At 63.1% G+C, this 13339-nt stretch carries 13 protein-coding genes; 5 read left to right on the top strand and 8 right to left on the bottom strand.

All coding sequences use genetic code 11. The annotated features are described in order from the left end of the window. Positions 1-82: 82 nt before the first annotated feature. The 3 genes from LU682_RS26465 to LU682_RS26455 all read left to right on the top strand — a co-directional run bounded on the left by LU682_RS26465 (position 83) and on the right by LU682_RS26455 (position 2299). Positions 83-871 (top strand): AraC family transcriptional regulator, encoded by a 789-nt coding sequence (locus tag LU682_RS26465; protein WP_010955458.1) that lies wholly within the window; start codon positions 83-85, stop codon positions 869-871. 63 nt (positions 872-934) lie between these two features. Next, a complete protein-coding gene (locus tag LU682_RS26460; RefSeq protein ID WP_014592571.1) occupies positions 935-1222 on the top strand; it encodes a PsiF family protein in 288 nt (95 codons plus the stop codon). Positions 1223-1291: 69 nt separating this feature from the next. After that, on the top strand, positions 1292-2299 hold the full coding sequence (locus LU682_RS26455; RefSeq protein WP_014592570.1) for an AI-2E family transporter: 1008 nt from the start codon (positions 1292-1294) through the stop codon (positions 2297-2299). 51 nt (positions 2300-2350) lie between these two features. Here LU682_RS26455 and LU682_RS26450 read toward each other — a convergent pair whose 3' ends face one another. Next, complete coding sequence (locus tag LU682_RS26450) at positions 2351-3622, bottom strand: Hsp70 family protein (RefSeq protein ID WP_010955455.1); 1272 nt, start codon at positions 3620-3622, stop codon at positions 2351-2353. 164 nt (positions 3623-3786) lie between these two features. Between LU682_RS26450 and cbpA the strand changes: the two genes are divergently transcribed. Both cbpA and LU682_RS26440 read left to right on the top strand, forming a co-directional pair. After that, on the top strand, positions 3787-4746 hold the full coding sequence (gene cbpA / locus LU682_RS26445; protein ID WP_010955454.1) for a curved DNA-binding protein: 960 nt from the start codon (positions 3787-3789) through the stop codon (positions 4744-4746). A 2-nt stretch (positions 4747-4748) separates the two neighbouring features. Beyond that, positions 4749-5054 carry a chaperone modulator CbpM gene (locus LU682_RS26440; RefSeq protein ID WP_010955453.1) on the top strand — a complete coding sequence of 102 codons (306 nt, stop codon included), beginning with the start codon at positions 4749-4751 and terminating at the stop codon, positions 5052-5054. Positions 5055-5190: 136 nt separating this feature from the next. On the opposite strand, the gene LU682_RS26435 is transcribed toward LU682_RS26440, so the two are convergent. The 7 genes from LU682_RS26435 to cycA all read right to left on the bottom strand — a co-directional run bounded on the left by LU682_RS26435 (position 5191) and on the right by cycA (position 13072). Next, on the bottom strand, positions 5191-5706 hold the full coding sequence (locus LU682_RS26435; RefSeq protein ID WP_010955452.1) for a GNAT family N-acetyltransferase: 516 nt from the start codon (positions 5704-5706) through the stop codon (positions 5191-5193). 31 nt (positions 5707-5737) lie between these two features. Further along, positions 5738-6436: an urea ABC transporter ATP-binding subunit UrtE gene (urtE, locus tag LU682_RS26430; protein ID WP_010955451.1), complete on the bottom strand. Its 699-nt coding sequence runs from the start codon at positions 6434-6436 to the stop codon at positions 5738-5740. A 153-nt stretch (positions 6437-6589) separates the two neighbouring features. Continuing rightward, positions 6590-7447, bottom strand: a complete 858-nt coding sequence (gene urtD / locus LU682_RS26425) for an urea ABC transporter ATP-binding protein UrtD (RefSeq protein ID WP_010955450.1) — start codon at positions 7445-7447, stop codon at positions 6590-6592. Continuing rightward, positions 7444-8523 carry an urea ABC transporter permease subunit UrtC gene (gene urtC / locus LU682_RS26420; RefSeq protein ID WP_010955449.1) on the bottom strand — a complete coding sequence of 360 codons (1080 nt, stop codon included), beginning with the start codon at positions 8521-8523 and terminating at the stop codon, positions 7444-7446. Before urtC ends, urtD begins: the two co-directional genes overlap by 4 nt. Beyond that, positions 8523-10010: an urea ABC transporter permease subunit UrtB gene (gene urtB / locus LU682_RS26415; RefSeq protein ID WP_049586719.1), complete on the bottom strand. Its 1488-nt coding sequence runs from the start codon at positions 10008-10010 to the stop codon at positions 8523-8525. The genes urtC and urtB overlap by 1 nt, the downstream gene beginning before the upstream one ends. 140 nt (positions 10011-10150) lie before the next feature. Beyond that, complete coding sequence (gene urtA / locus LU682_RS26410) at positions 10151-11416, bottom strand: urea ABC transporter substrate-binding protein (RefSeq protein WP_003249642.1); 1266 nt, start codon at positions 11414-11416, stop codon at positions 10151-10153. Positions 11417-11665: 249 nt separating this feature from the next. Further along, on the bottom strand, positions 11666-13072 hold the full coding sequence (cycA, locus tag LU682_RS26405) for a D-serine/D-alanine/glycine transporter (protein WP_010955447.1): 1407 nt from the start codon (positions 13070-13072) through the stop codon (positions 11666-11668). Positions 13073-13339 lie beyond the last annotated feature (267 nt).

Here is a 13339-nt window from a genome sequence, read left to right as displayed (position 1 = left end):
TCCTCGATAGGCCTGTATTATCGAGTGTCTGTCTACAAGCCTATACTTCTATCCAGACAACCGACCCTGCAAAGCAGACAGCATGCCGCGTAAATACCTCGATATCCCCCAGTTCACCCAACTGCCGGCCCCGGTGTACTTCCGCCACGACGAGTTCGTTGCCGACACCCACAGCGCCGTGCATCAACACGCCTGGGGCCAGCTGAACTACACCGCCCACGGTGTGATGCAACTGGATGTGGCCGGCCAGCGCTTCCTGTCGCCGCCGCACTACGCCGTCTGGGTGCCGCCCGACACCGAGCACGGCTGCTACAACCCCCAGGCCATCGTCTACCGTTCTATCTATCTCGACCGCAGCCTGTGCGCAGCGCTGCCACCGCACCCGTGCAGCCTGATGATCAGTGACATCCTCAAGGCCATCCTCGGTGACTTCGCCCGGCGCAATCTCAAGGTGGCCGAGGACGAGCGTGACCAGCGCCTGGTACAGGTACTGCTTGACCAGTTGCTGCTGGCGCCCACCCTGGCCTGCTACCTGCCGTTTGCCCACAGCGATGGCTTGCGCCAGGTGCTCGACGCGCTCAGCGCCGAGCCGGGGGACAACCGCCCGCTGGCCGACTGGGCCGCACGCGTACACGTCAGCGAACGCACCCTGGCCCGCCAGTTTCTGCGCGAACTGGGCATCAGCTTTGGCGAATGGCGCCTGCGCCTGCGTTTTCTGCGTGCCATCGAAGCGCTGGAAGCCGGCCTGCCGATTCAGGCCATTGCCTTCGACCTTGGCTACAGCAGCGCTTCGGCGTTCATCGCCATGTTCCAGCGCCAGGCCCGGTGTACGCCCGAGCAGTACCGCCGGCAGGCGCGGACGGGGCGCTGAACATTCTTGGCTACACTCAGCTCGATCACCGTGCATCGGGCGCGGAGCCAAGGAGACCACTCCATGAAAGTGCTGCAAATCCCGTTACTGGCGCTGGCGGTGTTGTTCAGTGCCCAAGGTTTCGCTGCCAATACCGCGCAGCAGGAAAAGATGAAAACCTGCAACGCCGACGCCACCGCCAAGGCCCTCAAGGGCGATGAACGCAAAGCGTTCATGAGCACCTGCCTGAAAAAGGATGTGCCCCAAACCCAGCAAGAAAAAATGAAGACCTGCAATGCTGACGCCACCACCAAAGCCCTGAAGGGGGATGAGCGCAAGGCCTTCATGAGCGATTGCCTGAAGAAGAAATGACCTGCGCCTATGCCTGCGCCGCCAAGGCTGGCAGACTGCGGCATTCCCGCTGTCTGCCGTCGAGGCTGTATGACCTTTACCCCCCGTCAGATCACCCTGGCCAGCCTGATCATCGTCATGGCCGGGCTGCTGCTGGCTTTGCCCCTGAAGTTGCTGCCCAGCCTGCTGGCCGGTCTGCTGGTGTTCGAACTGGTCAACATGCTGACCCCGCGCCTGCAACCGCTGCTTGCTGGCCAACGCGCGCGCTGGCTGGCCGTGGCGTTGCTCGGCACGCTGGTGGTCAGCACCCTGACACTGCTGATTGCCGGTGCCTTCAGCTTCCTGCTGCACGAGGCGGAAAACCCCGGCGCCTCGCTGGACAAGTTCATGGCCTTGGTCGAGCGAGCCCGCAGCCAGTTGCCCCCTTTCATCGAGGGCTACCTGCCTGCCAGTGCCGCAGAGTTCAAGGTGGCCATCGGCGACTGGATCAAGAGCCACCTGAGCGATTTGCAGCTGGTGGGCAAGGGTATGGCGCACATGTTCGTGACGATGCTCATCGGCATGATCCTCGGTGCCATCATCGCTTTGCAGCGCATTCCCGATATTTCCCGGCGCAAGCCCCTGGCGGCGGCGCTGTTCGAACGTCTTAGCCTGCTGGTGAAAGCGTTTCGCAACATCGTGTTCGCGCAAATCAAGATCTCGCTGCTCAACACGATCTTCACCGGCATTTTCCTGGCCGTGGTGATGCCACTGTTCGACGTACACCTGCCGCTGACCAAGACGCTGATCGTGCTGACCTTCCTGCTGGGTTTGCTGCCGGTGATCGGCAACCTGATGTCCAACACCTTGATCACCATCGTCGGCCTGTCGCTGTCGATCTGGGTGGCGGCAGCGGCGCTGGGTTACCTGGTCGTCATCCACAAGATCGAGTACTTCCTCAACGCGCGGATCGTGGGTGGGCAGATCAGTGCCAAGGCGTGGGAATTGCTGCTGGCGATGCTGGTATTCGAGGCGGCGTTCGGGCTGCCTGGTGTCGTGGCGGGGCCCATCTACTATGCCTATCTGAAGAGTGAGCTGAAGCGGGCGGAGCTGGTCTGATCATGTAGTGGCCTGTACCGGCCCTTTCGCGGGTACAGGCTAAACGACAAATCAGGCCGCGCCGTAACGCTTGCGCGCCTCGATGGCCAGCCCGCTACCAATGCTGCCAAAGATATTGCCTTCCACATGCCGTGCATTCGGCAGCATCGCCGAAACACTGTTGCGCAGCGCCGGAATGCCGCTGGAGCCACCGGTGAAGAACACCGTATCGACCTGGCCTTCGCTTACCCCAGCTTTGGCCAGCAGTTCGGTCACGCTACCGCGCACGCGCTCCAGCAGGCCTTCGATCGCCTCTTCGAACAGCGTGCGGGTCAGTTCCGCAGTCAGCTCGGGCTCGACGCGGCGCAGGTCGATGTGGCGGCTGTCATGCTCGGTCAGCTCGATCTTGCTGGCTTCCACTTCCATCGCCAGCCAGTGCCCGGCGCGCTGTTCGATCAATTTGAACAGGCGATCGATGCCGAAGCTGTCCTCGATGTCATAGCGCATGCTGCCCAGCGCCAACTGTGACTTCTGCGAATACAAGGCGTTGATGGTGTGCCAGGTGGCCAGGTTGAGGTGGTAGCTGGTCGGCATCAGCGCACCGCTCTTCATGCGGCTGCCATAGCCAAACAACGGCATCACGCCCTGAAGGCTCAGTTGCTTGTCGAAGTCGGTACCGCCAATGTGCACACCGCCGGTGGCGAGGATGTCGCTTTGGCGCTCGGCGACCAGATGGCGCTCGGGCGACAGGCGGATCAGGGTGAAGTCCGAGGTACCACCGCCGATGTCGACGATCAGTACCAGCTCTTCGCGGCTGATGCTCGACTCATAGTCGAAGGCCGCGGCAATCGGCTCGTACTGGAACGACACGTCCTTGAAGCCGATTTTGCGCGCCACTTCGGCCAAGGTGTCCTCGGCCTCCTGGTCGGCAGCCGGGTCTTCGTCGACGAAGAACACCGGGCGGCCCAGCACCACCTGGTCGAATTCACGGCCAGCGGCCGCCTCAGCGCGCTTCTTGAGCTCGCCGATGAACATGCCCAGCAGGTCCTTGAACGGCAAGGCGCTGCCCAGCACGCTGGTGTCGTGCTTGATCAGCTTCGAGCCCAGCAGGCTTTTCAGCGAGCGCATCAGGCGGCCTTCGTAGCCTTCCAGGTACTCGTGCAGCGCCAGGCGGCCATACACCGGGCGCCGCTCTTCGATATTGAAGAACACCACCGAGGGCAAGGTGATCTTGCCGTCTTCCAGGGCAATCAGCGACTCGACGCCAGGCCGATGCCAACCGACTGTGGAGTTGGAGGTGCCAAAGTCGATGCCCAGGGCGCGGGCCGGGGATACGTCAGACATGGGAAATGGGCTTCCGGAGGCAAAACGGCCGCGCAGTGTATGCCAGTTGGCTACAGAATCAAGACCAGTCGTCTGCCTTGAGGCAAACCCAAGTCGGTCTTGAAAGGCTATGCTTGACCCCTATCTTCAGTTGCAACATGCACATTCACATTGGTGATCCATAAATGGACTTCAAAGACTATTACAAGATACTCGGCGTAGAGCCCACTGCGGACGAAAAGGCGATCAAGGCCGCGTACCGCAAACTGGCGCGCAAGTATCACCCCGATGTCAGTAAGGAGCGCGACGCCGAGGAGAAATTCAAGGAGGCCAACGAGGCCTATGAGGTGCTGGGCGACGCGCAGAAACGTGCCGAGTTCGATGAAATCCGCAAGTACGGCGGCCAGCATGGCCGGCCGTTCCAGGCACCACCGGGTTGGGAAAGCCGCGGTGGCGGCGGCGGCTTCGAAGGCGGCGACTTCTCCGACTTCTTCAGCTCGATCTTCGGTGGGCGCAGTGCGGGTGGCAACCCCTTCGGTGGCGCCCGGCAGCAGCAACGCAGTGCTGGCAGGCGGGGGCAGGACGTGGAGCTTGAACTGGCAGTGTTCCTTGAAGAGACCCTGAGCAAGGAGTCCAAGCAGATCAGCTTCCAGGTGCCGCAAACCAATGCCATGGGCCAGCGCACCGGCTTCACCACCAAAACCTTGAACGTGAGGATTCCGGCTGGGGTGACCGACGGCGAGCGCATCCGCCTCAAGGGCCAGGGCGCGCCCGGCAGCGGTGGCGGGGCCAACGGTGACCTGTTCCTGACCATCCGCATGGCACCGCACCCGCTGTTCGATGTCGAAGGTCATGACCTGATCATCACTGTGCCGTTGGCACCGTGGGAGGCGGCCCTGGGCGCCAAGGTGGCGGTTCCGACCCTGGATGGCAAGATCAACCTGACCATCCGTCCTGACAGCCAGAGCGGCCAGCGCCTGCGTGTACCGGGCAAGGGCCTGGCGAACAAACAGGGAGAGCGCGGCAACCTTTATGCGCAGCTCAAGGTGGTCATGCCGCCCGCGTCGGACGAATCTGCCCGCGAACTCTGGACCAAGCTTTCCGAGAAAGCTGCGTTCAACCCGAGGACACAATGGAGTAAGTGATCATGAGCAGCACCCTGATCGTTCAACTGGACATGCGTACCCTGTGTCAGGAAGCCGATGTCACGGCTGAATGCGTGATCGAAATCGTCGAGCACGGCATTGTCGAACCTTCCGGGCGAACGCCGGAGGACTGGCTGTTTGACGATCAGGCGCCGTTGGTGACCAAACGAGCGGTGAAGCTGCACCAGGAGCTGGAACTGGAGTGGGAAGGGGTGGCGCTGGCGCTGGAGCTGTTGCAGGAAGTGCAGCAGTTGCGCAGTGAGAACAGCATGCTGAAGCAGCGGCTGGGCCGGTTTATCCAGTTGTAGGCCGGCCGTGCCGGCATCTGTGGGAGCGGCCTTGTGTCGCGATGGGCTGCTTTGCAGCCCCAGATCTTTGCTCCACCGCAAAATTGCCGGGGCTGCTTTGCAGCCCTTTCGCGATGCTCACACGATGGACCGCATTTCAGGTCGGTTCGGCGCCCGGGTTCAGCACCAGTTGCATGAAGGTCAGATCAAGCCAGCGGCCAAACTTAACCCCCACCTGCGGCATCTGGCCGGTCACCACGAAGCCCAGCCGCTCATGCAGGCGCACCGAAGCTGCATTGCCACGCTCGATCGCTGCCACCATCACATGCTTGCCACATCCGCGCGCGCGTTCGACCAGCGCCGCCATCAACACCGGCCCGAGCCCTTTGCCACGCTGGTCGCTGCGCACGTACACCGAGTGCTCAACGGTCAGGCGAAAGCCCTCGAAAGGTCGCCAGTCGCCAAACGAGGCATACCCCAGCACGCCGGTTTCATCGACCGCCACCAGAATCGGGTAGCCCTGCTGCGCACGCGCTTCAAACCAGGCCTGGCGGTTGTCGAGGTCCACCGGGGTTTCGTTCCAGATCGCCGTGGTGTTGAGCACCGCGTCGTTGTAGATGTCGAGTATGCCTGGCACGTCGGTGTGCAGGGCATCGCGAATTTCGTAGCTCATGACAGCGTCTCGCAAGGTCGTTGCTCGCAGATTAAATGGTTACCAGCCCGCGTACACCTTCGGCTTGCATGTTTTCGCCGCGACCGCGCTGGATGATTTCGCCACGGGCCATGACCAGGTACTGGTCAGCCAGCGCCTCGGCAAAGTCGTAGAACTGCTCCACCAGCAAAATCGCCATGTCGCCACGCTCGGCCAGGCGGCGGATGACCGCGCCGATTTCCTTGATCACCGAGGGCTGGATGCCTTCGGTCGGCTCGTCGAGAATCAGCAGGCGCGGGCGGCTGGCGAGGGCGCGGCCGATGGCCAGCTGTTGCTGCTGGCCGCCAGACAGGTCGCCACCGCGGCGCTGTTTCATCTGCTCCAGCACAGGGAACAGTTCGTAGATGAAGGCCGGGACCTCGCGGGCTTCACGGGCGGGGAAGCGCGACAGGCCCATCAGCAGATTTTCCTCGACGGTCAGGCGCGGGAAGATCTCGCGGCCCTGGGGCACGTAGGCGATGCCGGCCTGCACCCGTTGCTGCGGTTTGAGCGCGGTGATCGGCTTGCCTTCCCATTCGATGCTGCCGTCGCGGGCGGGCACCAGGCCCATCAGGCAGCGCAGCAAGGTGGTCTTGCCCACGCCGTTGCGGCCCAGCAGGCAGGTCACTTCGCCGATCTTGGCTTCGAAGGACAGGCCGCGCAGGATGTGGCTGCCGCCGTAGTACTGGTGCAGGGTGTCGATCTTGAGCATGTGAGAGTTCCTGAAAGGGATGCTGTGCCTGTGCCGGCCTCTTCGCGGGTAAACCCGCTCCTACGACGGGAACCGCCCCATGGCATTACGCCCACTGTAGGAACGGGGTTACCCGCGAAGAGGCCGGCACAGGCGCCAAAAATTCAAATCCGGTCAGCGGCCCAGATACACCTCGACCACCCGCTCATCTGCCTGCACCTGCTCCAGCGAGCCTTCCGCCAGCACACTCCCCTGGTGCAGCACGGTCACATGGTCGGCAATGCTGCCGACGAAGCCCATGTCATGCTCCACCACCATCAGCGAATGCTTGCCAGCCAGGCCCTTGAACAGCTCGGCGGTAAATTCGGTCTCGGCATCGGTCATGCCGGCCACCGGTTCATCGAGCAGCAGCAGTTGCGGCTCCTGCACCAGCAGCATGCCGATCTCCAGAAACTGCTTCTGCCCATGCGACAGCAAGCCGGCCTGGCGCTGGGCCAGCGGCAGCAGGCGCAAGGTGGTCAGCACGTCCTCGATGCGCTGGCGCTGGTCACCGCTCAGGCGCGCGGCCAGGCTGGCCCACACCGACTTGTCGGTCTTCAGCGCCAGCTCCAGGTTCTCGAACACGGTCAGCGCTTCGAACACTGTGGGCTTCTGGAACTTGCGGCCAATGCCGGCCTGGGCGATCTGGTATTCGCTCATGCGGGTCAGGTCGAGGGTGTCGCCGAAGTAAGCCGTGCCGCTGTCGGGGCGGGTCTTGCCGGTGATTACGTCCATCATCGTGGTCTTGCCGGCGCCGTTGGGGCCGATGATGCAGCGCAGCTCGCCCACCCCGATGTACAGGTTCAGCGTGTTGAGCGCCTTGAAACCATCGAAGCTGACGCTGATGTCTTCCAGGCTCAGCACCGTACCGTGGCGGGTATCCAGGCCGGCCTTGCGGCTTTGGCCCAGGCCGATGGCATCGCGCCCGGCGCCGAGGTTGTCGAATACCGGTTCCAGCATGAACTCCGGGTGGACTGGGGGCACGCCTCTCATGGCTGGCTCCTTTTCTTCAACAGGCCGACCACGCCCTTGGGCAGGTACAGGGTAACGAGGATGAACAACGCGCCGAGGAAGAACAGCCAGAACTCGGGGAAGGCCACGGTGAACCAGCTTTTCATGCCGTTGACCAGGCCGGCACCGAGCAGCGGACCGATCAGCGTGCCGCGCCCGCCCAAGGCTACCCAGACGGCGGCTTCGATCGAGTTGGTCGGCGACATCTCGCTGGGGTTGATGATGCCCACCTGCGGCACGTACAGGGCACCGGCCAGGCCGCACAGCACGGCGCTCAGTACCCACACCAGCAGCTTGAAGCCGCGCGGGTCGTAGCCACAGAACATCATGCGGTTTTCAGCGTCACGCACGGCGGTGAGCAGGCGGCCGAACTTGCTGCGGGTCAGGCGCCAGCACAGGTACAGGCTGGCCAGCAGCAGGGCCACGGTCAGCAGGAACAACACCGCGCGGGTGCCCTGGGCTGCAATGTCGAAGCCGAGGATGGTGCGGAAGCTGGTGAAGCCGTTGTTGCCGCCGAAGCCGGTTTCGTTGCGGAAGAACAGCAGCATGCCGGCAAAGGTCAGGGCCTGGGTCATGATCGAGAAGTACACGCCCTTGATCCGCGAGCGGAAGGCGAACCAGCCGAACACCAGCGCCAGCAGCCCGGGTGCCAGCACCACCAGGCACAGGGCCCAGGCGAAATGCTGGGTACCGGCCCAGTACCAGGGCAGCTCGGTCCACGACAGGAAGGTCATGAACCCAGGCAAGCCGTCGCCGGCGGCCTGTCGCATCAGGTACATGCCCATGGCATAGCCGCCCAGGGCGAAGAACAGGCCATGGCCCAGTGACAGCAGCCCGGCATAGCCCCAGACCAGGTCCAGGGCCAGGGCGACGATGGCGTAACAGAGAATCTTGCCGACCAGGGTCAGGGTGTAGGCCGACACGTGCAGGGCATGATCTGCCGGCAGCAGTGAGCACAGTGGCAAAGCCACCAGCAGCAGGACGACGACGGCACCGATGGCAAGGGTCAGGCGTGGGCCGGCCTTTTGCGTAGCAGTGACAAGCAGTGGCTGGTTCATCAGTCGATTACCCGTCCCTTGAGGGCGAACAGGCCTTGCGGGCGTTTCTGGATGAACAGAATGATCAACGCAAGGATGAGGATCTTGCCGAGTACGGCACCGATCTGCGGCTCCAGCAGCTTGTTGGCGATGCCCAGGCCGAACGCGGCCCAGAGGCTACCGGCCAGCTGCCCGACGCCGCCGAGCACCACCACCAGGAACGAATCGATGATGTAGCTCTGGCCCAGGTCCGGGCCGACGTTGCCCACCTGGCTTAAAGCCACGCCACCGAGCCCTGCGATGCCCGAGCCAAGGCCAAAGGCGAGCATGTCGACGCGCCCGGTGGACACGCCGCAGCAGGCGGCCATGTTGCGGTTCTGGGTGACTGCGCGCACGTTCAGACCCAACCGGGTACGGTTGAGCAGCAGCCAGGTAAGCAGCACCACGGCCAGGGCGAAGCCGATGATGACCAGGCGGTTGTACGGCAGCACCAGGTTGGGTAGCAGCTGGATGCCGCCAGACAGCCAGGCCGGGTTGCTCACCTCGACGTTCTGCGCGCCGAACAGCAGGCGGATGGCCTGGATCAGGATCAGGCTGATGCCCCAGGTGGCCAGCAGGGTTTCCAGTGGGCGGCCGTACAGGTGGCGGATCACCGTGCGCTCCAGCGCCATGCCTACCCCGGCACTGACGGCGAAGGCCACCGGCAGGGCAATCAGCGGGTAGAACTCGATGGCGCCTGGGGCGAAGCGCTGCAGCAGTACCTGGACCATGTAGGTGCTGTAGGCGCCGAGCATCAACATCTCGCCATGGGCCATGTTGATCACCCCGAGCAGGCCGAAGGTGATCGCAAGGCCCAGCGCTGCCAGCAGCAGGACCGAACCCAGCGACAGGCCGCTGAAGGCCTGGCCGAGCAGTTCGCCTAGCAGCAGTTTGCGCTTGACCTGGGCCAGGCTCGTTTCGGCGGCTGTGCGCACGCCCGGGTCTAGTTCTGCATCGGGCTGCAGCAGGGCTTCGAGGCGGGTGCGGGCCAGCGGGTCGCCGGTTTCACCCAGCAGGCGCACGGCGGCCAGGCGTACCGCAGGCTCGCTGGCGCCCAGCTGCAGGTTGGCCAGGGCCAGACCGAGGGCGGCCTGTACGGCGGCGTCCGGCTCGGCGGCGAAGCGCCGGTCGAGGAAGGCCATTTGCGCGGGTTGTGCGCTTTTCTGTAGTTGCTGGGCTGCGGCCAGGCGGGTTTCGCTGTTGTCGCTGAGCAACTGGTGGCTGGCCAGGGCGTTGTCGATCAGGCCGCGCAGGCGGTTGTTCAGGCGCACCTTGCGCTTGTCATTGGTGGCGATGCGGCCTTGGCGCAGGTTTTCCAGCAGCGGCAGGCGCGCGGCATCGGGTTGTGCTGCCCAGCCTTCGAGCAGGCCGGCCTGCTCGGCGGGCTTGGCGGTGAGAAAGAATTCGCCCTCGCTGGCGTGGGTTGCCAGGGGGATTAGCAGCAGGAGGGTGAGCAGGAGTCTGAGCATGCGGGCAATCCTGGAAATCGGTGTTGGATTCTTCGCGGGTGAGCCCGCTCCTACACAGAGACGGTGCAAGGTTTGAAACCTGCGCGGTCCTTGTAGGAGCGGGTTCACCCGCGAATGGGCTGCAAAGCAGCCCCATGCACTCAGTTACCTTTCACGGCGTAATCTGGCCGCTTGTCATTGCCCGGAATGAACGGGCTCCATGGCTGCGCCCGCAGCGGCTGCTCGGTTTCCCACACCACGCTGAACTGGCCGTCATCCTGAATCTCGCCGATCATCACCGGCTTGTGCAGGTGGTGGTTGGTCTTGTCCATGGTCAGGGTGAAGCCCGACGGCGCCTCGAAGCTCTGCCCGGCCAGTGCTTCGCGGACCTTGTCAACGTCAGTGGACTTGGCTTTCTCGACAGCCTGGGCCCACATGTGGATGCCCACGTAGGTGGCTTCCATGGGGTCGTTGGTCACGGCCTTGTCGGCACCTGGCAGGCCCTTGGCCTTGGCGTAGGCCTTCCAGTCGGCGACAAACTTCTGGTTGACCGGGTTATCCACCGATTCGAAGTAGTTCCACGCCGCCAGGTGGCCCACCAGCGGTTTGGTGTCGATGCCGCGCAGTTCCTCCTCGCCCACCGAGAAGGCCACCACCGGCACGTCGGTGGCCTTCAGGCCCTGGTTGGCCAGTTCCTTGTAGAACGGCACGTTGGAGTCACCATTGACTGTGGAAATGACCGCGGTCTTGCCGCCGGCGGAGAACTTTTTGATGCTGGCGACAATGGTCTGGTAATCAGCGTGGCCAAACGGCGTGTACACCTCTTCGATGTCCTTGTCGGCCACGCCTTTGCTGTGCAGGAATGCGCGCAGGATCTTGTTGGTGGTGCGTGGGTAGACGTAGTCGGTGCCCAGCAGGAAGAAGCGCTTGGCGCTGCCGCCGTCCTCGCTCATCAGGTATTCCACGGCCGGGATGGCTTGCTGGTTCGGGGCGGCGCCTGTGTAGAACACGTTCGGCGACATCTCTTCGCCCTCATACTGCACCGGGTAGAACAGCAGGCCGTTGAGTTCTTCGAACACCGGCAGAACAGACTTGCGCGACACGGATGTCCAGCAGCCGAACACCACGGCCACTTTGTCCTGGGTCAGCAGTTGACGGCTCTTTTCAGCGAACAGCGGCCAGTTGGACGCCGGGTCGACCACCACCGGTTCCAGCATCTTGCCGTTCACGCCACCCTTGGCGTTGATCTGCTCGATGGTCATCAGCGCCATGTCCTTGAGCGATGTCTCGGAAATGGCCATGGTCCCGGAAAGCGAATGCAGGATACCGACCTTGATGGTCTCGGCGGCCTGGATACTCCAGCTCAGGCCCATCGCCGCGATCGATGCGCTGAGGGTAAGGGCCTTGATCAGACTGCGACGCTTCATGTGCTCTCTCCGCTGAGTTTTTTATGGTGTTGGGCAAGCGGGGAGGGCGTTGCAAGGGCTGTGCCTAGTGGCGAAAGGTACGGTTTAGAGGGGCTGTGCGAGGTCTTGGGGCGTTGGTTGGATCCAGGTTGGTGCCTGATGGATTTGTGTGCACAGGATTGGGGCCGCGGTGCGGCCCATCGCGACACAAGGGCGCTCCCACATCGGACGGCGTACACCGTGCCTTCGTGGGAACAGCCCCCGAGGCCATCAGCCGTTACGCACGGCCGTGCGGGGATGGCGCCTGCTGCGTACGAGCTGGTAGGTCACCGCCAGCACGACAAACCAGATCGGTGTCACCACCAGTGCTGAACGGGTATCCGCCTCCAGGCTCAGCAACACCAGGATGAACGCAAAGAACGACAGGCACACGTAGCACATGAAGCGCCCGCCCGGCATCTTGTAGTTCGATGCCTGGTGCAGCGCCGCGCGGTCTTTGCGGTACTTCAGGTATGACAGCAGGATCAGCGTCCACACGAACATGAACAGTACCGCCGACACGGTGGTGACCAGGGTGAATGCCTCGACCACGTTCGGCACCAGGTAGATCAGCACCGCACCGAGCAACAGGCAGGTGCACGAGAAATACAGGCCGTTGGCCGGCACCGAACGGCTCGACAGCTTCTCGAAAGCCTTGGGCGCGTCACCTTCCTGCGACAGGCCGTAGAGCATGCGGCTGGTGGAGAACACGCCGCTGTTGGCCGACGAAGCCGCCGAGGTCAGCACCACGAAGTTGATGATGCTTGCCGCCGCCGGCAAGCCTGCCAGCACGAACAACTCAACGAACGGGCTTTTTCCGGGCACCACATCGCGCCACGGGGTCACGGCCATGATCGCGATCAGCGCCAGCACATAGAACACGATGATACGGATCGGGATCGAGTTGATCGCCCGCGGCAGGGTGCGTTCCGGGTTCTTCGCTTCGGCGGCGGTGGTACCCACCAGCTCGATGCCGACGAAGGCGAACACGGCGATCTGGAAACCGGCGAAGAAGCCCATCAGGCCATGGGGGAACATGCCGCCGTCATTCCACAGGTTGGCCAGCTGGGCGGTGCGCCCGCTGGGCGAGGTGAAGCCGGTGATGACCATGTACAGGCCGGTAGCGACCAGGCCGAGGATGGCAACGATCTTGACCAGGGCGAACCAGAACTCCAGTTCGCCGAACATTTTCACGGTGACCAGGTTCAGCGACAGCAGCAGCCCTACGCAGGTCAGCGCCGGTATCCACTGCGGCAGGTCGGGGAACCAGAACTGGGTGTAGGCGGCGATCGCGACCACGTCGGCAATGCCGGTGACCACCCAGCAGAACCAGTAGGTCCAGCCAGTAAAGTAGCCGGCCCAGGGGCCGAGCAGGTCGGCGGAAAAGTCGATGAACGACTTGTAGTTCAGGTTCGACAGCAGCAGTTCGCCCATGGCGCGCATGACGAAGAACAGCATGAAGCCGATAATCATGTAGACGAAGATGATCGATGGCCCGGCCAGGCTGATGGTCTTGCCTGAGCCCATGAACAGACCGGTACCGATCGCGCCGCCGATGGCGATCAGCTGGATGTGGCGGTTGGTCAGGTTGCGTTGCAGGTGCGGTTCATCTGTCGCTATGGGTGAGGTTTGCGTCATAGGCTGCAGTCTTCTTGTCAGAGGTAGCCGGCTAGGCTAACACGCGCGTTCCAGATCGGGGCGCGACAGATCGACTCTGCATTTTCGGCTCAGCATTTCGCCTGTACCGGCCTCTTCGCGGGTAAACCCGCTCCTACAACGCGGTCCCTCGTAGGAGATTCTATGGCCGGAGGCAAATTTTCAGTAAAAACGCCATCGGCCTCTCTCAGCAACCTCGAGGTACGAGTCAGCGTGCCAGAGAATTTCTCCCCAGCATTGGATACTGCC

Origin of the sequence: Pseudomonas alloputida, assembly GCF_021283545.2 — a bacterium.
Taxonomy (GTDB): domain Bacteria; phylum Pseudomonadota; class Gammaproteobacteria; order Pseudomonadales; family Pseudomonadaceae; genus Aquipseudomonas; species Aquipseudomonas alloputida.
Note: the sequence above shows the minus strand (reverse complement) of the source record. Positions and strands in the feature narration are given on the sequence as shown.